Here is a 22,269-nt window from a genome sequence, read left to right on the forward strand (position 1 = left end):
TGATGAATTCATTGTGTTAAGCTGTTGATTATCAGTATAATATACAAATAATTAATAACTTAAACAACTAAAAATCATGTAGATAGCTCACTATTTTTTTGTCTAAAAAAGTATGATTTTGCCCTGGTTATACCAGGTGGTTTATTTAATAGCGAAGATCAGATTTACGCTTCTGTAATTGGTCAGAATGTTGGGATATCAGATTGGAGTAATGGAGTAAACATTGGGGAAGTATTTTTAGGTTTTTTGGGAATCTTTAATGATCACTTTGAATCAAGAACAAATAAAGAGGTGCACTCATTTATTCCAACTGCAAGTGCTTTAGGTTTTATAAATCCAGATTTTGACTGGTCAGACCCAATGGACAGAGATTTAGTGTGTTCTGGTGAAATACCTTTTGACAGTTATTTTGGACCAAAAGAAAATGAGCAGCATACTTCTTTTACAGAGAGCAGCGTTAATTGGTTATTAGAAGAGTTGGCGGGCAATCCTCAATTACCACCACTATATTTAACAGATACAGATTTTAATGGACCAGATAGAATTTGTATTGGAGAAACCAGATCCTTTTCATTTAAAGACTGTCAATTAAGGGGTATACCAAATTGGCATGTAACTGGTAATTTAGAAATTATTTCTTCTAATAGTACAACTGTTTGGGTTAGACCTTCAATTCCATCTTTTGATGGTTGGGCTACTGTAAGCGTTAATACACCAACTCAAGTTTTTAGAAAACGTGTTTTCATTGGTACACCTGTTGTTGAGACTGTTACTAAAGTAGATATTAATGAAATACCGCACATAAGTTTAGATTCAGGTATTAATAATTGTGAGGTTGGATTGAGACTTGATTTTACGCCAAACAACAATGATGTTACAGATATTGAATGGCAAAAAATAACAACAGACGTTGCGTGGTCAAGGGATTATTACGATTATGATGATAGGTATGTATTTATTTATCCAACCTGTAATAAAAAGTTTAAGTTTAGAGTTAGGTCATATAGCGACTGTGGTGGATGGACAGAATGGCAAAATTTAGAGTATGATATTACTGAATGTACTGGAAGTTGTCCAACACCATTCAATGGTATTGTTTCAGATAATTTTGTATTATATCCTGTCCCTGCAAATGACGTCATTAATATTAATTTGGTATCAAATCCTTCATGGGACTTCCCTTGTTTAGAACCTTCTGGTGGTATTGGGTCTGATGAAATTATTGACTCAGGAGATGGTGGCTCTTCAAATTTGCCATGTACTAATCCTAGGTTAAGATTAAACATATCTTTTTATAATAATGTAGGGACGTTAGTCTACTCTATAACTACAATAGGTATTCCCACGCAAGTCAATGTTTCAAACTTAACAACAGGTACATATGTAATGCTTATAGAGTATAATGGACAAGTAGAGTCTCATAATATCAATGTCAATTAAGTTTTAGTTTTATTTAAATAGTGTCGAATAAAAAAAGCCTTCAGGATTCTGAAGGCTTTTTTTATAATTAAATAGTAGAAATATTTTATCCTACCGTTGCACGTTTAAAACCTGTTACTTCTACCTCGCCATAAGTGGCAACGTATTGTGCAACGTTTTTCTTTTCGTCTTTAATAAACGCTTGGTCTAATAGGCACTGCTCGTTATCTAAAGTGGTGTTGTCAGAGATAAAACGCTCCATTTTACCAGGTAAAATGCGATCCCAGATTTGTTCTGGCTTACCTTCAGTTTTTAATTCAGCTTTTGCATCTTCTTCAGCTTGTGCTAAAACCTCAGGAGTTAATTGAGACATAGAAATGTATTTCGGTACATTTTTTAAAGTTTTCCCCAAACGTCCTAATTCGATATTATCTTTTTCGATAACTGCGATACGAGCTTCAGTTTCTGATGCTACGAAAGCTGGGTCAAAATCTTTGTAAGATAATGTTGTCGCACCCATTGATGCAACTTGCATAGCAACGTCTTTACCTAAAGTCTCGAAGTTATCCACAACTGCAGAAAAACCTACAATTGCAGCGATTTTATTAATGTGAACATAAGATCCAACATAAGCTGCTTCAACAACTTCAAAGGCATTAATGTCTAATTTTTCTCCAATCACACCTGTTTGCTCAACTAATTTTTCGGCTACAGTCATTCCTCCAAAATCAGCAGCTAAGAAATCTTCTTTGTTACTGTAGTTTAAAGCAATATCTCCAAAGTCGCTTGCTAGTTTTAGGAAATTTTCGTTTTTACCAACGAAATCAGTTTCGCAACCTAATACCAATGCAATACCTTTAGTATTGTCAGCATTGATTTTTGCAACAGCAGCACCTTCAGAAGAATCTCTGTCTGCTCTCTTTGCTGCAACTTTTTGACCTTTTTTACGTAAAACTTCGATTGCCTTGTCAAAATCACCACCAGCTTCAACTAGTGCTTTTTTACAATCCATCATACCTGCACCAGTAGCTTTTCTAAGCTTATTTACTTCTGCTGCTGTAATTTTTACTGTGTTTTCCATAGTATATTAAAATTTGAAAAAGTCGCTTAATTATCTTTATTGGCCTTCGACTTTGCTCAGGGTTAAAAAAGAATTAAACGACTCTTAAATATTGTATAATTCTTTATTTATTCTTCTTCTTGAGCTGCAACAGGAGCTGTTTTAGCTTCAGGCTTGGCTGCTGAGTCGGTTGCTGAGCCTGTCGAAGTAGTCTTAGCATCAGCTTTTGTTGCTGGAGCAGCTGCTTTAGCTTCTTTTTCAGTACGTTCAGCTTTTCTTTCGTTTAAGCCGTCTGCTACAGCAGAGGTAACGATAGACAAGATTTTGTCTACTGATTTTGATGCATCATCATTTGCAGGGATTAAATAATCTACCTCACGTGGATCAGAGTTAGTATCTACCATTGCAAAGATTGGGATATTTAATTTTTGTGCTTCTTTAATAGCAATATGCTCACGCTTGATATCTACAACGAATAAAGCACCAGGTAAACGTGTCATGTCAGATATAGAACCTAAGTTTTTCTCTAAATTAGCACGTTGACGATCTACTTGTAAACGCTCTTTTTTAGATAAAGAGTTGAACGTTCCATCTTTCTTCATTCTATCGATAAACGCCATTTTTTTAACAGCTTTTCTAATAGTTACGAAGTTGGTTAACATTCCGCCAGGCCATCTTTCTGTAATGTATGGCTGGTTTACAGCACCTGCTTTGTCAGCAACAATGTCTTTTGCTTGTTTCTTTGTAGCTACGAATAAGATTTTTTTTCCTGAAGCAGCGATTTTTTTCATTGCTTCAGCAGTTTCTTCAATTTTAGCTGCAGTTTTGTAAAGGTTGATAATATGGATACCGTTACGCTCCATATAGATGTAAGGAGCCATGTTTGGGTTCCACTTACGTGTTAGGTGACCAAAGTGTACACCTGCTTCAAGTAATTCTTTTACTTCTACTTTTTCCATTTTGCAATAGTTTACGTTCTGTTGAATTAGCAATGCTCTATTTAGCTATTAGTTCTTGGCTATTAGCTGTTAGCTCATTTAGATGCTAAACTAAACTCTGACTTTACAGTCATGAGCAACAATAACTGGTTTTAATAATTTGCCAATTAGTGGCGGTTTCAATAAAATAAAATAATTCAGAATCTGAATTAACAGACTCTGAATTAAGTGTTGTTTGGATATTAACGTTTCGAGAATTGGAATTTCTTACGCGCTTTCTTCTGACCGAATTTCTTACGCTCTACCATTCTTGGATCTCTAGTTAATAGACCTTCTGGCTTTAATATTGCTCTGTTTTCAGCATCCAGCTCACACATTGCGCGAGATAATGCTAAACGTATTGCTTCTGCCTGGCCGGTGATACCACCTCCATATACGTTAACAGTAATATCAAAGTTGCCATCATTGTTAGTCATAGCTAAAGGTTGGTTTACTTTATACTGCAACGTTGCAGTAGTAAAATAATCCGCCATGTCTTTTTTGTTCACCGTGATTTTGCCTTTTCCTTTGGCAAGGTACACACGAGCAACAGCCGTCTTTCTACGGCCAATTTTGTGAATTACTTCCATTAGTTAATTTCTTTTAAATTAATTGCCTTTGGTTTCTGCGCCTCATGAGCGTGCTCAGTACCAGCAACAACAGTTAAATTTCTGAAAAGAACAGCTCCCAATTTGTTTTTTGGCAACATTCCTTTTACTGACTTTTCTACTAATCTGGTTGGGTCTTTTTCAAACATCTCAGTAGCTGTCAGGCTTCTTTGTCCACCTGGATAACCTGTGTGACGGATATAACTTTTATCTGTCCACTTTTTTCCAGTTAAGTTGATTTTTTCTGCATTAACAACAATTACGTTATCACCGCAATCAACGTGTGGCGTAAAGTTAGGTTTGTGCTTACCTCTTAAGAGTATTGCTACTCTCGAAGCTAAGCGACCTAAAGTTTGTCCTTCAGCGTCAACTAAAACCCACTCCTTATTAACGGTAGCTTTGTTAGCAGAAACTGTTTTGTAGCTTAATGTATCCACACTAATTTGATTTATTATGCACCACTTTGGTACAATTGATTAAACATTCCTCTTCCGAAAAAGAGTTTGCAAATTTAAGATAACTTATTGGATTGGCAAACCTTAGCTAATCTTTTTTTGAACTGAAAATCAAAGGTTTTAGGAATAACAAAAACAAGCTATTTTTTTGTAGCTCTATTTAATCTGTCATTTATAGATTTTCCTAAGTCGTAATCAGGAAAACGTTCTGCAATAATTACATCTAAGTTTTGACGGTCTAAAGTGTGAAGCGCATTGTAAAGTTTTGATGCAGCTTCAGACATATTACCTTTTTTAGATAAAACAATCTGAAAAGTTATACTTCTATCTTTTATTTCTGTTTGAAACGAAAGTACTCCGATTTCTTTGCCTGAGTATTTAGAAATAGTTTCGGATAAATTATCCGATAGAACTGTTTTAGTTTTTGGTGCGTAATGTCGTGCTAGCATCCCAGGTGCAACTGGAGCACTCTCTTTATGATTTTTAATTTCAATCTTACCTACAATCTTTTCAATTGCTTCAATAGAAGTAGAGCCTAATCTATAAATAATAGGTTCATCATTTTCAAAACCAATAATAGTAGATTCTATGCCGTTTTTGCATGCGCCACCATCTAATACCATTTTAATGTTGTATTTAAAATAATCTTCAACATGTTGGGGTGTAGTTGGACTTATTCGATTAAATGGATTAGCACTTGGTGCCGCTAAGGGAAACTCTAATTGTTTGAGTAATTCTAAAGTTACCGGATGATTTGGAATCCGAACGGCAACAGTATCTTTACCTGCTGTAATTATATCTGGAATAGTATTCTTCTTTTTAAGAACTAAAGTAATTGGTCCAGGCCAAAAGGATTCAGCTAAGAGCTTTGCTTTTTCGGGAACATACTCAACAATAGTATCTAAATACTCAAGTGAAGATATATGAACAATAAGAGGATTGAAATGTGGACGTTTCTTCGTTTCAAAAATAGCATTGATGGCTTTTTTAGAAAAGATATTGCCAGCTAAACCATACACTGTTTCGGTAGGTATAGCAACCAATTCTTCAGCATTTAATAATGCTACTGCTTTTTGTATGTCTTTTGAAATTATGCTCATAAATAGAGTGCAAAGCTACTTCAAAAAAATCAAGTTTTAATGTGCATCTAACCAATTATCGCCTATATCTAAATCTACATCTAACGGAACGGAAAGTTTATAGGCGTTTTCCATTTCAGTTTTAATAAGAGATTTCATGGCTTCGAGCTCTGGTTTGTAAATGTCAAAAACCAATTCATCATGGACTTGTAACAACATTTTGGATTTATAATCGCCTTCTTTTAGTTTGTCATAAATATTAATCATCGCAATTTTTATAATGTCTGCAGCGCTTCCTTGTATAGGAGCATTTACAGCATTACGCTCTGCTGCTCCCCGAACCACAGCATTACGAGAATTAATGTCTTTTAAATATCGACGACGACCTAAAACGGTTTGCACATAGCCGTTGTCTCTAGCAAAATCAACTTGCTTGCTCATGTAAGATTTGAGTTTTGGATAAGTTTCGTAATAGGTATCGATGAGTTCTTTGGCTTCGCCTCGCGATAAGTTGGTTTGGTTGCTTAAGCCAAAAGCAGAAACCCCATAAATAATTCCAAAGTTCACGGTTTTAGCATTGCTACGTTGCTCACGAGTAACCTCGTTAATTGGGACATTAAATACTTTTGAAGCCGTTGATGCGTGAATATCTTCCCCATTTTTAAAAGCTTCAATCATGGTTTCTTCTTCACTTAAAGCTGCAATAATTCGTAATTCTATTTGAGAATAATCCGCTGCTAAAAGCGTGTAGTTTTCATCACGAGGAACAAATGCTTTTCGCACTTGACGACCACGTTCTGTTCTGATTGGGATATTCTGCAAATTAGGATTATTACTACTTAAACGACCGGTAGCTGCAACAGTTTGCATATAATCCGTATGTACACGATTGGTGCTTTCTTCAACCTGAAGTGGCAAGGCATCAACATAGGTACTTTTTAGTTTAGCCAAACCTCGATAATCCAAAACATCTTGAATTATTTGATGGTCTTTTGCCAAATAACTTAACACATCTTCTGCTGTAGAATACTGACCTGTTTTGGTCTTTTTTGGCTTGTCAACCAATTTCAATTTTTCAAATAAAATAATTCCTAATTGCTTTGGTGAGCCAATGTTGAATTCCTCGCCAGCTGCTTCATAAATACGTTTTTCGAGAGTAGCGATATCGTTGTTTAAATCTTCTGATAATGAATTAAGAAAGTCTTTATCTAGATTGATACCTTCCAATTCCATAGCTGCTAAAACACGAAGTAGCGGCAATTCAATGTCGTTAAATAATTTTTGTGTGTTGGCTTCACCAAGTTCTTTCTCAAAATGTGCTGCAAGTTGAAGTGTAATGTCTGTATCTTCAACAGCATATTCTGTTTGTTTTTCAAGAGGAACGTCTCGCATGGAGAGTTGATTTTTTCCTTTTTTTCCAATCAATTCTGTAATAGATATTGGCGTATAATTCAAATAGGTTTCTGCTAACACATCCATGTTATGACGCATATCTGGATTAATGAGATAGTGTGCTAGCATTGTATCAAACAATTTGCCCTTAACTTCGATGTTATATTTGGCTAAAACCTTAATGTCATACTTTAAATTCTGACCAATTTTTTCAATATTCTCATTTTCAAAGAATGGTCTCAATTCTTCAATGAGTTGTTGTGCTTCGTTTCTGTCTTCTGGAAATGGAACATAAAACCCTTTGCCAGCTTCCCAAGAAAACGCAACACCTACTAATTCTGCGGTCAACGGATTTAGTCCTGTAGTTTCAGTGTCAAAACATACAGAGGATTGTTTCATTAAATTTTTCACAAAAAGTTTAGTACCCATTCCTGGTGCAACACTTTGGTAAAAGTGTGATGTGGTTTCAGCTGTTTTTCTTTCAAAAGTAGAAGTTGTCTCGCTAGTTGTATCATTTGAAGGCGTGCCACCAAATAATGAGAATTGTCCCGCACCAGCAGATTTTTCTTCTTTTGGTGTTGCCTTAGAGTCTTCTTTTTTTGTGGTGTTATCAGTCTGTGTTGCAGATGCTCCAGACGTAAATGTTTTTACAAAATTATCTGTGAGTCTTCTGAATTCTAATTCTTGAAAAATCTCTTTCACTTTTTCAACATTTGGATGGTCAAGTTCAAAATCCTTAGCATTAAAAGTTACAGGAACATCGAGCATAATGGTAGCCAGTTTTTTAGACAGTAGACCAAGTTCGCCGTTAGCTTCAACTTTTTCCTTCATTTTACCTTTTAACTGGTCAGTATTGGCTAATAAGCCTTCCATACTTCCAAATTGTGCTAAAAACTTTTTGGCTGTTTTTTCGCCAACACCAGGTAATCCAGGAATGTTATCTGATGCATCACCCATCATTCCTAGATAATCTATCACTTGCATTGGGTCAGTCACTTCAAATTTTTTCTGAACTTCAGGGATTCCCCAAGTTTCATAACCACCACCAAAAACGGGTCGATACATAAAAATATTATCAGTTACTAATTGTGCAAAATCTTTATCAGGCGTCACCATGTATACTTTATAGCCTTCTTTTTCGGCTTGTCTTGATAATGTTCCAATAACATCATCGGCTTCAAAACCTTCCTTTACCATAATAGGAATATGCATGGCTTTAAGAATATTATGGATATATGGAATTGCAGTTTTTATACCTTCTGGTGTTTCGTCTCGATTAGCTTTGTAGGCTTCAAACATTTCAACGCGGTCGACACTTCCTCCTTTGTCAAAACAAACAGCCAAATGGTCAGGACGCTCCCGTTTAATGACATCTAAAAGAGAGTTCATAAATCCCATTATTGCTGAGGTGTCTTCGCCTTTAGAATTAATTCTAGGGTTTTTTATAAAAGCATAGTAACCACGGAAAATTAGTGCGTAAGCATCTACGAGAAATAGTCGTTTTTGGTCGGACATTATATTAGTTTTTGTAAGTCTATAAAACTACAAAAAGTTAGGGGTTTATTTGAAAAGCAATTTGTAATTTTCCAGAATTAAACTCAATGCAAATGCAAACATTTTCAATAGCTATTCATGGTGGTGCAGGAACTCTGATAAAAGGAATGATGACACCTGAGCTCGAAGCAAAATACAAATCGGATTTAAAAACGGCTTTGGATGCTGGTTATCAATTTTTAAAAGAAGGAAAGTCAGCCGTTGAAGCTGTTGCGGAATCAGTAAGACTATTAGAGGATTCGCCATTGTTTAATGCAGGAAAAGGAAGTGTCTTTACTGCAGAAGGCACTCATGAAATGGATGCTGCGATTATGGATGGAAAAACTTTAAATGCTGGTGCTGTAAGTTTAATTACAGGAATAAAAAATCCTGTGAGTCTATCTCGTGATGTTATGGAAAAAAGCGAACATGTGTTTTTAGCAGGTGAAGGCGCCATGCAGTTTGCAAATGAGCTTAATTACAAATTGGAAGAGATAGATTATTTTTATGACGAATTTAGATACCAGCAATGGCAAGAGATTAAAGATTCTGATAGTTTTCAATTAGACCATTCTGCAAAAAAAGACAGTAAGTTTGGAACAGTAGGTGCTGTAGCTTGTGATCAACATGGCAACATTGCTGCAGCAACATCAACAGGAGGAATGACCAACAAAAATTGGGGTCGTGTAGGCGATAGCCCAATGATTGGTGCTGGTAATTATGCAAATAACAAAACCTGTGCAGTGAGTTGTACTGGTAGTGGTGAGTTTTTTATTCGTGGCGTTGTAGCATATGATGTTTCATGTTTGATGGAACATAAAAATTTATCACTAGAAGAAGCTTCAAATGAAGTGATCAATAAACGCATTTTAGAAATAAATGGCGATGGTGGTTTAATCGCTGTAGACGCAAAAGGGAATATAGCTATGCCTTTTAATACTGAAGGTATGTATCGTGCTTGTAAATCCTCAACAGGAAAAGAAGAAATCTCTATTTACAAATAAAAATCTTTTCCTTATTTCTCTAGATAAACGGAGCTTCAATAGGTAAAACTGTAACTCTTCTATTCCTAATATCATACTTGTCGCTATTCGATAAGACATGAACAGTCATATTAGTAATAGTCATAGGTGTACCTTCTTCTAGCAACTTTTCGTTATTGTGATTAAGTGTACTTCCATCAAAGACAATAACCATCCCAGAACCAATTACAGTACAATCGTTACCGTTTTTTATAATCATACCAGTATCTTCTGCAAGCCCAAATCCTAAAAGATTAGGAAACTTTGCAATGGCTTCAGATTGTCTACCGAATCTTCCACGACGAATAAAATGTGTGTCAATAACCAATTCAGGAATCAATCCTAAACCTTTGTACATTTTTACGGCACCTTTCACAAAAGATTCTGATGCACTTCCACCAGCAATCATCTCGTTTGCCATAGCCATCGAGCCTGCACTTGTACCAGCAATTACAAAACCGTCTTCATTTTTGTAACGATCTGCAAGAATTTGGTGTATGGTGGTATTTCCAATTTTATCAGCAATTTTAGATTGGTCTCCTCCAGAAAACATGACACAATTAGCATGTTTAATTAATGAAATAGCTTTTTCAGTTTCCGAATCTTCTTTAGATCTTATATCTAAAACTTCAACATTCTTACAACCAAGTGTAGAAAAAGCTGTTAGATAATTCTCTCCAACTTCTACAGGAATGCTTGAAGCTGTAGGAATAACAACAATATTTGCATTGATACCACCAGCTTCTTTAACTACGTGTGCCAATATACCTTCTTCAATAAACTCAAGTGTGTACATTTCATCAGCTTCAATACCTTTATCTTCATTTCCACCGATTGGTATTAAAGTTCCTTTTGCCTTCTGCATAATTTTAAATCTAAAATATCGGACAAAAATAAGCCAAATTTTCTATTGAAAAATACTATATTTATAATCTTTCACTAACTAAAATAAACGATAATGGAGATAAGAAGTATTAATGCGATGCGAGGACCAAACTACTGGTCTGTAAGAAGACATAAGTTAATAGTAATGGTATTAGACCTTCAAGAAATGGAGGAATTACCTTCAAACAAAATTGAAGGTTTTCCTGAACGATTAAAAACTATGTTTCCAAGCATGTATTCCCATCGTTGTTCCGAAGGTTGTGAAGGTGGTTTTTTTATGCGTGTAGACGAAGGCACTTGGATGGGTCATGTCATTGAGCATATCGCATTAGAGATACAAACTTTAGCAGGTATGGATACTGGTTTTGGTCGAACGCGAGGTTATGGAGAAGAAGGTGTTTACAACGTTGTCTTTTCTTATATGGAAGAGTCTGTGGGACGTTATGCAGCTAAAGCGGCAGTAGCCATATGCGAATCTTTAATAAAAGGTGAAGAATATGACTTAGAGGAAGATATTCAGCGCATGCGAGAACTTCGTGAAGCAGACCGACTAGGTCCAAGTACAGGTTCTATCGTAGCTGAGGCTGAAGCTAGAGGTATTCCATGGATTAGACTTAATAAATATTCGTTAGTGCAATTGGGTTATGGAGCAAACCAAAAGAGAATACAAGCAACTGTTACTAGTGAAACAAGCAGTATTGGAGTAGAATTAGCATGTGATAAAGAAGATACAAAATACTTACTTGAGCAAGCCGAAGTTGAGGTTCCTAGAGGCGATATTATTCGCCGAGAACGTAGCTTAGAAGAGGCTTGTCGTTATGTGGGTTATCCATTAGTAATAAAACCAATAGATGGTAATCACGGTAGAGGTATCACCGTAGATATTCAAAATTATGAAGATGCATTACAAGCATTTCATCATGCAAAAGATAGCTCTCGAAGTGGTGCAATCATTGTCGAAAAATTTATAAAAGGTGATGACTACAGATTACTTGTCATTAATAATAAATTGGTTGCAGCTGCAATAAGAACACCTGCACATGTTGTGGGCGACGGAAAATCAACAGTGCAAGAGTTAATTGATGAGGTGAATAAGGATCCAAGACGTGGATATGGTCATGAAAAGGTTTTAACTCAAATTACCGTCAACGAATTGACAAAAACCATTATAAAAGATGCTGGGTATACATTAGATTCTATAATTGCAGAAGGAGAACAATTAATTTTAAAAGATACGGCAAACTTAAGTACAGGAGGTACAGCTGAAGATGTTACAGATATTGTACATCCAGCAAACGTATCTATGGCTGAGCGTATTTCTAAAATTATAGATTTAGATATTTGCGGTATTGATGTCATGACTACAGATATTACTAAACCTCTATCCGAAACTGGAGGTGCTGTGTTAGAAGTAAATGCAGGACCAGGTTTTAGAATGCATTTGGCACCAACTAGTGGGTTGCCAAGAAATGTTGCTGCACCAGTTATTGATAAATTATTTCCAATTAAAGGTGATACAGGACGTATTCCTATTGTGGCAATAACTGGAACAAACGGAAAGACAACGACATCTAGACTTTTAGCTCATATAGCCAAAATGAATGGGTATCGCGTAGGTTATACAACTAGCGATGGTGTTTACATACAAAACAGGTTATTAATGACAGGTGATTGTACTGGTCCATCTAGTGCAGAATTTGTTTTGAAAGACCCTACTGTAAATTTTGCGGTTTTAGAATCTGCTCGTGGCGGATTATTAAGGGCTGGACTAGGATTTAAGAAGTGTGATGTTGGAATAGTTACTAACATTGCTGCTGATCATTTAGGCTTAAAAGGAATTAATACTATTGAGCAATTAGCGAAAGTAAAAGGTGTTATCCCTGAAACTGTCTTACCAGATGGATATGCTATTTTAAATGCGGATGATGATTTGGTTTATGAAATGCGTCGAACCGTGGACTGTAATGTTGCACTGTTCTCTATGGATGAAAACAACGCTAGAGTAAAGGCCTTACAGCGTTTAAATGGTATTACTGCTGTTTATGAAAATGGTTATGTTACCATTTGTAGAGGTGAATGGAAAATGCGCATTATGAAGGCAGAGCATATTCCGTTAACTTATGGCGGTAAAGCAAAATTTATGATTCAGAATGTCCTTGCAGCTATACTTGCAGCTCATGTTCAAGGTATTAGTATTGAAGATATGAAAGCTGCTTTGGAAACTTTTATTCCTTCGGCATCGCAAACACCTGGGCGATTAAATTTATTTAAGTTTAGCAATTTTAATATCCTTCTAGATTATGCACATAATCCAGCAGGAATGCGTGCATTAAAAGCATTTACAGATGAGTTAGAAGCTACTGTAAAAGTCGGAATCATTGCAGGAATTGGTGATAGACGTGTTGAAGATAACAACGAAATGGGTAAAATTGCAGCACAAATGTTTGATGAAATCATCATAAGACAAGACAAGCGTCTAAGAGGTAAAACGGAAGAAGAATTGATTAAAATGCTTAACGATGGTATCAAAGCCGAAGCACCAGATATGAAAACAAAGATTATACCTTCAGAAAGAGAAGCAATAAAACACGCGGTAAGGAATGCGGTTGATGGTTCTTTAATTGTTCTTTCAAGTGATGTAGTACCTGATGCTTTAGATTTAGTAAAACAACTAAAAGAACTAGATACTAAAGGAGAATTACATCTTGCCTAAAAAAAGAATATTTTAAAACAAAAAAACCTGAGTAATTTACTCAGGTTTTTTGTTTTAATGAAAAGCAGTAATTAAGGTGCAGGATTTGGTATCTCAGCGTGAACTTCATTAATGGCTTTCATAACGTCATCAGATAATGAGATATTGATGCTCTCAATGTTTTCTTCTAATTGATTTAAGTTAGTTGCTCCAATAATATTACTAGTTAAAAACGGACGCTCATTAACAAAAGCTAATGACATTTGAGCTAAACTCATACCATTGTCTTCCGCAATTTTCAAATAACGTTTTGTAGCTTCAGTTGCTTGCTCACCACTATATCTTGCAAAACGAGGGAATAATTTTAAGCGTGCATTATCTGCCGCGGTTCCTTTAATGTATTTACCAGACAACACACCAAAAGCCATAGGAGAATATGCTAACAATCCGACATTTTCTCGATGTGAGATTTCTGCCATATCGCCTTCAAAAGGTCTGCATAATAAAGAGTAAGCATTCTGTATTGTAATTGGTCGTGGTAAATTATGTTGTTTAGATTCTTGTAAATAACGCATGGTTCCCCAAGCTTTTTCATTTGATATTCCTATTTGTCTAACTTTTCCCGACTTTACAATGTTATCAAGATTGTGAAGTATTTCATTGAAGTTGTCTTCCCATTTATCATTATCATTTCTTGTATAATCTCTTACTCCAAAAGTATTAGTAGTACGCTCTGGCCAATGTAATTGATACAAATCTATATAGTCTGTTTGCAACCTTTTTAAGCTATTCTCTACAGCTTCGTTGAGTGCTGTTTTACTAAAACCTGTGGTTCTTATATGTGCAGTATAATCACCAGGACCAGCAATTTTTGTTGCTAAAACAACTTTATCTCTATTCCCTGTTTTTGTAAACCAATTACCAATAATACGTTCGGTTTCTGCATAAGTTTCTGCGGTAGCTGGTACGGGATACAATTCTGCCACATCAAAAAAGTTGACACCTTTGTCTAGCGCTAAATCCATTTGAGCAAAACCTTCATCTTGGGTATTTTGATTTCCCCAAGTCATTGTGCCAAGGCATATTTTACTAACTTTTATATCTGTATTTGGAAGGTTGGTATATTTCATAGTAATTATTCAAAAAATTTTAACAAAAATAAGAAGACCTTTCAGGTTAGTGAAACCTGAAAGGTCTAAATCTATGTTAAGGTTTATGGGTTATATGTCATTCAATAGCTTTGAAATCTCATCTAACTTTGGTGTTAAGATGACTTCAATACGTCTATTTTTCGCTTTGCCTTCAGCAGTTTCATTACTTGCAATAGGTGCATACTCACCACGACCAGCGGCTGTTAAATTCTCAGCTTTTATAGATGAATTTTCTTTAAGAATTTTTACGATTGAAGTTGCACGCTTCGTCGATAAATCCCAGTTGCTACTCAATTGTGCATTGCCTTTGTATGGTACGTTATCGGTGTGACCTTCAATTAATACTGCGATATCAGGATTTTCTGCTAGAACGCTTCCTAATTGCTCTACTGCCTCACGACCTTCGCTACCAACAGCCCAACTACCAGAGTTAAAAAGAAGTTTGTTTTCCATAGAAATGTAAACCTTGCCGTCACGTTGCTCTACCGTTAAGCCTTTGCCTTCAAAATTAGTTAATGCTTTTGAGATGGCATCTTTGAGTTTAGTCATTGCGGCATCTTTTGTAGCAATTACATTCTCCAATTCAGCTACTCGTTTTAAACCTGCTTCAAGCTCTTTCTCTAGTTTGTTTAAGCGATCACTTTCTGCAGCAAGCGCTTGTTCTTTAGCTTCTAGTTGTGCTAAAAGCTCTCTGTTTTTTTTGGAGTTAGCGGCTATTGAAGCAGAACTTTGTTCTTCTAGTGCTACGTATGATGCTTTTAAATTCTCTAAATTAGACTTTGATGCTGCCAGTTCAGTAGTGAGTTGGTCTCGTTCTTTTATAGCATCATCATAAGCTTTCTGTAATTTTTCTAAATCATTTTCAAGTTTATTTTTTTCCTCTGAAAGAGATTGATTGTCATCAGATAATTGACGATGCTCTTTTTTGAGGTCTGCATATTTGTCTTCTAAATCAGTGTAAATCTTTTTTGATACACATGATGAAAAAAGCGTTAAGCTTAAAGCTAAAATTGACAGTTTTTTAATCATAATCTTTTATTTGTATTTAATTGAGGAATTTTTAAAATCCTAATTCTAACAGAATAGGACAATGGTCACTATGAACTGCTTCGGTGAGTATAACGCTTCGTTTTAAGTTTTCTTGTAATGGTTTTGTTGCTAATGCATAATCCAAACGCCATCCTTTATTATTTGCTCTTGCATTGGCACGGTAACTCCACCAAGAAAATTTTTGTAATTCGGGATTCAGATAACGGAAAGTGTCTATTAATCCGCTGTCTAAAAAATTGCTTAGCCATTCTCGTTCTTCTGGTAAAAATCCTGAGACGCCTTTCATTTTTGGATTGTGAATATCAATTTCTTCGTGACAAATATTATAATCACCACAAATAACTAGCTTCGGTACATTTTTTCGCAAGTCATTGATATAATTGTGAAACATATCCATGTATTCTAACTTATGATTTAATCTAGCATCATTGGTTCCAGAAGGCAAATACAAGCTCATTACAGATACGTTATCAAAGTCGGCACGGATGTTTCTGCCTTCAAAATCCATGGATTCGATGCCTGTTCCAAATTCTACATGGTTAGGCTCTGTTTTACTCAAAATAGCAACGCCACTATAACCTTTTTTTTGTGCACTAAACCAATAATTATAGTTGTAACCAGCATCTTCAAAAAGAGATAAGTCTAATTGTTTTTTTTGTGCTTTAATTTCCTGTAGGCAAATGACATCTGGATCTGCAGCCACTAACCAATCTATAAATCCTTTTTTTAATGCGGCACGGATGCCGTTGACGTTGTATGATGCTATTTTCATATCGAATAATTAGTTCAGTATCAAAAATAAATAATACTGTACTTTTACAATGCTTTTTATTGTGAAATATGTCTTAAATAAAGGCGTTATTGGTTTGTATGCGAATATTAATTACTCTTCTTTGTTTTCTTATCTCATTTGCCGTGTTCGGACAGGAGAAAACTAGTAATTATAAAACAAAAAAACTCGCAGTTAAAGATGCTATTAAAATTGATTCGGTAAGCATAAATCCTAGTTTTTTTAAGTTGAAAACTAAAGGCGGAAAGACTATTGACTCTACAAAGTATTCTGTGGATTTTTCAAAATCAATTCTAAAATTAAAATCATCGATAGAAATGGATACTATTATTATTGAATACTTACGTTATCCTAACTTCATTACCAAAACTTACCGTCAGCTTGATGATAATATTATTGTGAAAGATTCAAAAGCGAGACAGAAGTTATTTCAGATTCAGAATAGTAACCGAAAGCCAGACTTTACACCTTTTGATGGATTAACGACATCTGGAAGTATTTCGCGTGGCGTAACAATAGGAAATAACCAAAACTCCGTTTTAAATAGCGAATTGGATTTACAGATTTTTGGAAAACTGAGCGAAAAAGTATCATTACGAGCATCAATACAAGATGCTAATATTCCTTTGCAAGAAAGTGGGTTTTCCCAACGTTTGGATGAGTTTGACCAAATATTTATAGAAATTTTCAGTCAGGATTGGCGTATCAGAGCAGGTGATATAGATTTGGTAAATACTACGAGTTACTTTAATGGATTTAGCAAACGTGTGCAGGGACTTTTTGTTAATGCCAATTTGAGTGATAAGACTTCGGTTTTTGCTTCGGGAGCTTTGGTTCGTGGTCAATTTACCACAAGTCAATTTACAGCGCAAGAAGGTAATCAAGGACCTTATAAATTACGTGGTCAAAATGGTGAATTGTTTGTGTTGGTCGTTTCAGGAAGTGAGACGGTTTATGTCAACGGTGTACCTCTTGAGCGAGGCGAAAATAAGGATTACATTATCGATTATAATGCAGGCGAAATTATTTTTAATTCCACTTTCCCGATTACTTCTGAAATGCGAATAACTGTCGATTACCAATTCAGTGAACGAAATTACTCAAGATTTACCGTTTATGGCGGAAGCGAATACAATACCGAAAAACTAAAACTGAATCTTTCGGTATACTCCGAGAGTGACGCTAAAAACCAACCACTTCAACAGAACTTATCAACGGAACAAGTTCAAATTTTAGCTAATGCTGGAGATGATAGGAGTTTAATGACGGCGCCATCAGCTGTTGAAGAAAATTTTTCAGAAAACCGCATTTTATACAGAAAAGAAATGGTTGGCACTGAGGAAATATTTGTGTTTAGTAATGACCCAAATGATCAGTTGTTTAGTGTAAGATTTACCTTGGTTGGAGATAATCAAGGAAATTACGTATTGAGTAACGATAGCACCGTCGCTAATATTTACGAATATATAACGCCAGTTGCAGGAATACCACAGGGCAATTTTGAACCAGTTATTCAGTTAGTTGCACCGGAACGTTTGCAAATCGCAACACTAAACGGGACATATACACCAACAGTGAAAACAAATGTATTCTTTGAAATTGCTGGTAGTAAAAATGACTTGAATTTATTTTCAAATACAGATGATGCTAACAATGATGGCTTTGCCGGAAAACTAAAAGTGCAACAAAAGCTCGTAAAAAAAGATAGTGCCTGGAATGTTTCAGCATTAGCAGATGTCGATTATTTACAGGATAATTTTAGAACAATACAGCGTTTGTACCGCGCGGAGTTTGCTCGTGATTGGAATTTAGATAATTCTCAAGCTAATCAAGGTAACGTGAGTTTGGGTGACCAATTACTTTTTAATTCTGGAGTACAATTGAGTCATTTTAAAAAAGGTAGAGTTGCTTATAATTTCGAACATTTAAACTATACCGAAGCCTTTAATGGAAACCGTCATAATCTCAATGCCAATTTACGCTTAGGAAATTTCACTATCTTTTCTCAATCAAGTGTTTTGTCGAGTAATTCAACTGTAAATACATCAAAATTTGTACGTTCTTTTAATCGTGTGGTTTACGGAAAAGACAATAATTGGGCAGGAGCAAAAATCGCTTTAGAAGATAATGAACAAATCGAAAAAGCCACAGGAAATTTAACAGCGTTGAGTCAAAAATTCACCTCCTATGAAGTCTTTTCTGGTCTTGGCGATAGTACAAAAGTGTTTGTGGAGTTAGGTTATATCCATCGTCTTAATGATAGTTTGCGGAATAATACTTCGACGCCGCTCAGCACAGGTAATATACAGCGTGTAAATATATCTAACACATATTATTTGAAGTCAAGATTAATTCAGAATAAAACAAGTAATCTTCAGTTGTTTGTAAATTACAGGAATCTTAAAGCTGAGGATAATACCTCACAAGAAGAACAGTCATTGAATAGTAGACTCAACTATAATCAACGTTTATTTAAAAATGTTTTAATACTCAACACAAGTTACGAAACCAATTCAGGAACCTTGCCACAACAAGACTTCACGTTTGTTGAGGTTGAGGCAGGTCAAGGAAATTTTACATGGATAGACTATAACGAAAATGGTGTGCAAGAATTGGGTGAGTTCGAAGTCGCACAATTTACAGACCAAGGCAGCTATATCAGAGTATTATTACCTAATCAGGTGTTTATACAAACACATCAAAATCGCTTTAGTCAAACCGTAACTTTTAATCCGCAATCATGGAATGTTTCAGAAAAGAAATCAAAGAAATTTTGGTCTCATTTTTATAACCAAACTTCATTTTTAGTAGATAATAAGTTACGCAGAAATGGTAGTGACTTTAATCTTAATCCGTTTGAGGCACTTAATGATAATAACGATAACAATCCAAATCGTTTGGGCTTAAATTTCAGTTTAAGAAATGTGTTGTTCTACAACAGAGGAAAGCAACGTTATACGACCTCTTACACGTATTTAACCAATAAAGCACAAACCCTATTGTCTATCGGCGCACAAAAAAGTAGATTGCGTAGTCATCAAGTCAAATTTAACCATAAGTTTGCTAAAAGTTGGTTGCTTAATACAGAAGGAATTTTAAGTAATTCCGAAAGTGCAAATGAGAGTTTTTTAAACCGAAATTTTAATATTGATGAAAGCCGATTTCAGCCAAAACTCTCCTATATTTTTAATGAAAATGCCCAGTTTGATGTGTTTTACCAATTCACGAATAAAAAGAATACCATTGGAAATTTAGAAGAATTATCTCAGAATAATTACGGCTTTTCTTTCACTTATAATAACGCGCAAAAAGTAGCATTGACTGGCGAATTTAATTACTTTGAAAATGATTACGTTGGTAATGCAAATTCGCCAGTAGCATTTCAGATTCTAGAAGGCTTACAGCCTGGTAGAAACTTTACTTGGAGTTTAATTGCTCAGAAGAAGTTGACTAAGTTTTTAGATTTAAATCTCAACTATTTTGGACGTAAAACGGAAACTTCAAAAACGATTCATACAGGAACGGTTCAGTTAAAGGCGTATTTTTAAAATAAACAAAGATTTTATACGCAACGTTTTAAAGAAACATGCATCTTTGTGGTGTGATTCTTGATGTAAGGAAAAGGATAAAAATCAATCAAACTAAATATAACTAAATATAAATGAAAAAAATTCTTATTGCCATTTGTTTCTTAGCTACAGCTTTTAACGTTAATGCCCAAGACGATTCAACTGCCTCAACCGCAGAAAACTTTAATGAAATAAAGCTTAATGCGCTTTATTTAGTCGTTGGTGCATTAGATGTCACTTATGAGCGTACACTTAATGAAGAGTCTGGTGTAGGTGCTTCTTTATTTATTCCATTTAATAACGGTGATGATATCGACTTTGATATAGACTATTATTTTTCGCCCTATTATCGTTTGTATTTTGGAAAAAAATACGCCGCAGGATTTTTCATTGAAGGCTTTGGAATGCTAAGCGGTTATGATACAACTGAAGTGAATTTTCAAAATGGTGACCCAATTATTAGAGAAAATAATTCAACAGCTTTTGCTTTAGGAATTGGCGTTGGAGGAAAATGGGTAACCAATAGTGGTTTTATCGGTGAATTAAATTTGGGTATTGGTCGCAATATTATTAACGCTGATGATTTTGTAGATGATTTAGTTGGTAAAATTAGTATTGGGGTTGGGTATCGATTTTAATCTAAAAACTTTTATAATTAGAAAATGCTAAACTCAAAATTTTGAGTGTTTTCAGTGTAAATTATTGATTAACAAATATTTATTGTCTTTTTTAAAGTTGCTAATTTTTTTAGCAACTACGTATTTATACGTATAAATAATTCAATTTTTTCATTTAGATTTACATACTCAATGAAATGTGAGGTTTCCTAATTAGCTATTTGTATCAAATGTAATAGACCCTTATTTTACAAATTAATTGAATAAGATAAAATTTATGATTATTAAAGCACAAAAGCACAAAAGCACAAAAGCACAAAAGCATTATTTAAATTTTTAACGCTAGTCTTGTTTCTTAATTATTCTTGCCATAATGAGGTTTATGAAGTTCATAACGACCCATTTGGTATAGCTCCTAAGTACTCTAAACAAAAGGTGTCTATTTCAGAGCTTATAGGTAAAGTGCCTACTTTTGAATCCTTTTATAATACATTGCAATTAAATAAAAATAACTCTACCACACAGAATAAAGATATAAATTTAAGTCCTTTTCATTATATAAAATATATTGACACAACTACTATTGTTAGATATACTGGTGATAATATTACAACATACACACTTCCTATTCTTACATCTTTAGAAAAAGACAAAGAAGATATCTTTAATCTGGTTATTAAAAATAGTGAACAAAGTAACTCGGCTTTTGTTATAAAGTACAGTAAATTAAATAATCTAGACGCGCCTAGTTTAGAATATTTCTCCGCAGATATAGCTATTTACAATAGCTTAGGTACGCTTTTTAGTAAAGGTACTATAAACACCGAAGCCATGCCCCAATCCTCTAATAAAACAGGTCAAATACTAAGAACGGATGGGGATGGTTGCCAACCAAGCATAGAACCTATATATAGCCGATGTGGTTGTGGCGGCAGTGCTAATGGCCACGGTCCTTCTGGCCCACCTTGTTGTGAGGGTAGCCCATTGATAGGTTTTGATATTACTTCTTGTCCTAGTGGTGATAGCAGTAATAACAACAATGATGGAGATACTAATGATAATACTAGTGAAGGTGATATGTTTGGAGATCCTTTTGGAGACCCTGGTGATGGTGGTCCAGATGGCGGTAGTGACGGATCTGGTAGTCCTACTGTTGCAGTGGGTATTAATGACCTTATGGAAGTATTGGACACTTATGATCAGCTATTTGGAATACTACTAACTCTTAACCAAGCTGACTGGTTATTGAACAACCAAGAAATAGATTTGCAAATTAGAAACTATATAGTTGGTAATGGTTTTTCTAATGAAGCAATAGAGTTTTCAAAATTGGCTTTGGAGGCACTACAAGATAACGACAACGACGGCCAACCTGATGGCGAAGTGGATTTTGAGGAAAATATTATTTACGAGAGTTCATTTAACGATTACCCATGTCAAAAACTCATAATATAAGATGCTTTAAGTTCAGGCTCACCTTTAACACAAGCTGTGTCAAATATTTTTGGACAAAATAATTCAATGAATTTAATAATTGAAACTTCATCTACTTTAACAGCAAATGCAACTACTACGCCTATATCAAATTGCAACTCTAATAGTTGCACCATAACCATTAAGTTTAAAGAATCCTATATTGAAACTGCAACAGATTTGTCAATAGCAAGAACTGCTATACATGAATCTTTACATGCGATTTTAGCATATATGTATGAGCAAGGATTATTAGAATCGCAAGATGGAACTCCTTTAGAGGGGTATGAAGAATTGGTAGATAGTTACACATTATATTTAATGGGAGAAACTCAATTCTTGGGTTTAAGTCAACATGAACTAATGATAGATTTTATTCGCTTTCAGGTTTAATACCTCGAGGCTTGCCTCGTTAATTATTACTATTTTGTGACTCGATGTCACAGAATAGTAAATATATCCATAAAAGTCATAATGTTACAGTTTTACTATATCAT

17 protein-coding genes are annotated in these 22,269 nt (G+C 34.9%); 7 read left to right on the forward strand and 10 right to left on the reverse strand.

Annotation, left to right across the window (positions count from 1 at the left end):
* The first annotated feature begins 291 nt into the window (after positions 1-291).
* On the forward strand, positions 292-1,440 hold the full coding sequence (locus HKP48_RS10975; protein ID WP_296345771.1) for a hypothetical protein: 1,149 nt from the start codon (positions 292-294) through the stop codon (positions 1,438-1,440).
* A gap of 85 nt (positions 1,441-1,525) precedes the next feature.
* Here the strand turns inward: HKP48_RS10975 and tsf are convergent, their stop codons facing one another.
* The 6 genes from tsf to polA form a co-directional block, all read right to left on the reverse strand.
* Positions 1,526-2,500 (reverse strand): translation elongation factor Ts, encoded by a 975-nt coding sequence (gene tsf, locus HKP48_RS10980; protein ID WP_296345773.1) that lies wholly within the window; start codon positions 2,498-2,500, stop codon positions 1,526-1,528.
* A 107-nt stretch (positions 2,501-2,607) separates the two neighbouring features.
* Entirely contained in the window at positions 2,608-3,438 is an 831-nt protein-coding gene (rpsB, locus tag HKP48_RS10985; protein WP_296345775.1) for a 30S ribosomal protein S2, read from the reverse strand.
* A 221-nt stretch (positions 3,439-3,659) separates the two neighbouring features.
* Positions 3,660-4,046, reverse strand: a complete 387-nt coding sequence (gene rpsI, locus HKP48_RS10990; protein WP_296345777.1) for a 30S ribosomal protein S9 — start codon at positions 4,044-4,046, stop codon at positions 3,660-3,662.
* On the reverse strand, positions 4,046-4,501 hold the full coding sequence (rplM, locus tag HKP48_RS10995; RefSeq protein ID WP_296345779.1) for a 50S ribosomal protein L13: 456 nt from the start codon (positions 4,499-4,501) through the stop codon (positions 4,046-4,048). Before rplM ends, rpsI begins: the two co-directional genes overlap by 1 nt.
* Before the next feature lie 158 nt (positions 4,502-4,659).
* On the reverse strand, positions 4,660-5,619 hold the full coding sequence (locus tag HKP48_RS11000; protein WP_296345781.1) for an L-threonylcarbamoyladenylate synthase: 960 nt from the start codon (positions 5,617-5,619) through the stop codon (positions 4,660-4,662).
* Between the two features lie 36 nt (positions 5,620-5,655).
* On the reverse strand, positions 5,656-8,505 hold the full coding sequence (gene polA / locus HKP48_RS11005; protein WP_296345783.1) for a DNA polymerase I: 2,850 nt from the start codon (positions 8,503-8,505) through the stop codon (positions 5,656-5,658).
* 92 nt (positions 8,506-8,597) lie between these two features.
* Between polA and HKP48_RS11010 the strand changes: the two genes are divergently transcribed.
* Positions 8,598-9,527: an isoaspartyl peptidase/L-asparaginase gene (locus tag HKP48_RS11010; protein ID WP_296345785.1), complete on the forward strand. Its 930-nt coding sequence runs from the start codon at positions 8,598-8,600 to the stop codon at positions 9,525-9,527.
* A 19-nt stretch (positions 9,528-9,546) separates the two neighbouring features.
* On the opposite strand, the gene HKP48_RS11015 is transcribed toward HKP48_RS11010, so the two are convergent.
* On the reverse strand, positions 9,547-10,410 hold the full coding sequence (locus tag HKP48_RS11015) for a cyanophycinase (RefSeq protein WP_296345787.1): 864 nt from the start codon (positions 10,408-10,410) through the stop codon (positions 9,547-9,549).
* A gap of 93 nt (positions 10,411-10,503) precedes the next feature.
* Here HKP48_RS11015 and cphA point away from each other — a divergent pair, with 93 nt between their 5' ends.
* Positions 10,504-13,143: a cyanophycin synthetase gene (cphA, locus tag HKP48_RS11020; RefSeq protein ID WP_296345789.1), complete on the forward strand. Its 2,640-nt coding sequence runs from the start codon at positions 10,504-10,506 to the stop codon at positions 13,141-13,143.
* 71 nt (positions 13,144-13,214) lie between these two features.
* On the opposite strand, the gene HKP48_RS11025 is transcribed toward cphA, so the two are convergent.
* The 3 genes from HKP48_RS11025 to HKP48_RS11035 all read right to left on the reverse strand — a co-directional run bounded on the left by HKP48_RS11025 (position 13,215) and on the right by HKP48_RS11035 (position 16,095).
* Complete coding sequence (locus tag HKP48_RS11025; RefSeq protein ID WP_296345791.1) at positions 13,215-14,252, reverse strand: aldo/keto reductase; 1,038 nt, start codon at positions 14,250-14,252, stop codon at positions 13,215-13,217.
* Between the two features lie 90 nt (positions 14,253-14,342).
* Positions 14,343-15,302, reverse strand: a complete 960-nt coding sequence (locus HKP48_RS11030) for an OmpA family protein (protein WP_296345792.1) — start codon at positions 15,300-15,302, stop codon at positions 14,343-14,345.
* Between the two features lie 31 nt (positions 15,303-15,333).
* On the reverse strand, positions 15,334-16,095 hold the full coding sequence (locus HKP48_RS11035) for an exodeoxyribonuclease III (protein WP_296345794.1): 762 nt from the start codon (positions 16,093-16,095) through the stop codon (positions 15,334-15,336).
* A gap of 98 nt (positions 16,096-16,193) precedes the next feature.
* Here HKP48_RS11035 and HKP48_RS11040 point away from each other — a divergent pair, with 98 nt between their 5' ends.
* The 4 genes from HKP48_RS11040 to HKP48_RS11055 all read left to right on the forward strand — a co-directional run bounded on the left by HKP48_RS11040 (position 16,194) and on the right by HKP48_RS11055 (position 22,165).
* Complete coding sequence (locus HKP48_RS11040; RefSeq protein ID WP_296345796.1) at positions 16,194-19,661, forward strand: hypothetical protein; 3,468 nt, start codon at positions 16,194-16,196, stop codon at positions 19,659-19,661.
* Between the two features lie 113 nt (positions 19,662-19,774).
* A complete protein-coding gene (locus HKP48_RS11045) occupies positions 19,775-20,320 on the forward strand; it encodes a DUF3575 domain-containing protein (RefSeq protein WP_296345799.1) in 546 nt (181 codons plus the stop codon).
* Between the two features lie 327 nt (positions 20,321-20,647).
* Positions 20,648-21,754 (forward strand): hypothetical protein, encoded by a 1,107-nt coding sequence (locus tag HKP48_RS11050; RefSeq protein WP_296345801.1) that lies wholly within the window; start codon positions 20,648-20,650, stop codon positions 21,752-21,754.
* 66 nt (positions 21,755-21,820) lie between these two features.
* On the forward strand, positions 21,821-22,165 hold the full coding sequence (locus HKP48_RS11055; RefSeq protein ID WP_296345802.1) for a hypothetical protein: 345 nt from the start codon (positions 21,821-21,823) through the stop codon (positions 22,163-22,165).
* Positions 22,166-22,269: the final 104 nt, after the last annotated feature.

Origin of the sequence: Winogradskyella sp. (assembly GCF_013042245.1) — a bacterium.
Classification (GTDB): Bacteria; Bacteroidota; Bacteroidia; order Flavobacteriales; family Flavobacteriaceae; genus Winogradskyella.

Coding starts and splice junctions, on each gene's coding strand:
- HKP48_RS11055 (WP_296345802.1), top strand. CDS start 21,821: ATGAATTTAATAATTGAAACTTCATCTACTTTAACAGCAAATGCAACT.
- HKP48_RS11025 (WP_296345791.1), bottom strand. CDS start 14,252: ATGAAATATACCAACCTTCCAAATACAGATATAAAAGTTAGTAAAATA.
- rpsB (WP_296345775.1), bottom strand. CDS start 3,438: ATGGAAAAAGTAGAAGTAAAAGAATTACTTGAAGCAGGTGTACACTTT.
- HKP48_RS11040 (WP_296345796.1), top strand. CDS start 16,194: ATGCGAATATTAATTACTCTTCTTTGTTTTCTTATCTCATTTGCCGTG.
- HKP48_RS11045 (WP_296345799.1), top strand. CDS start 19,775: ATGAAAAAAATTCTTATTGCCATTTGTTTCTTAGCTACAGCTTTTAAC.
- HKP48_RS11035 (WP_296345794.1), bottom strand. CDS start 16,095: ATGAAAATAGCATCATACAACGTCAACGGCATCCGTGCCGCATTAAAA.
- rpsI (WP_296345777.1), bottom strand. CDS start 4,046: ATGGAAGTAATTCACAAAATTGGCCGTAGAAAGACGGCTGTTGCTCGT.
- HKP48_RS11015 (WP_296345787.1), bottom strand. CDS start 10,410: ATGCAGAAGGCAAAAGGAACTTTAATACCAATCGGTGGAAATGAAGAT.
- HKP48_RS11000 (WP_296345781.1), bottom strand. CDS start 5,619: ATGAGCATAATTTCAAAAGACATACAAAAAGCAGTAGCATTATTAAAT.
- cphA (WP_296345789.1), top strand. CDS start 10,504: ATGGAGATAAGAAGTATTAATGCGATGCGAGGACCAAACTACTGGTCT.
- polA (WP_296345783.1), bottom strand. CDS start 8,505: ATGTCCGACCAAAAACGACTATTTCTCGTAGATGCTTACGCACTAATT.
- HKP48_RS11030 (WP_296345792.1), bottom strand. CDS start 15,302: ATGATTAAAAAACTGTCAATTTTAGCTTTAAGCTTAACGCTTTTTTCA.
- tsf (WP_296345773.1), bottom strand. CDS start 2,500: ATGGAAAACACAGTAAAAATTACAGCAGCAGAAGTAAATAAGCTTAGA.
- HKP48_RS11010 (WP_296345785.1), top strand. CDS start 8,598: ATGCAAACATTTTCAATAGCTATTCATGGTGGTGCAGGAACTCTGATA.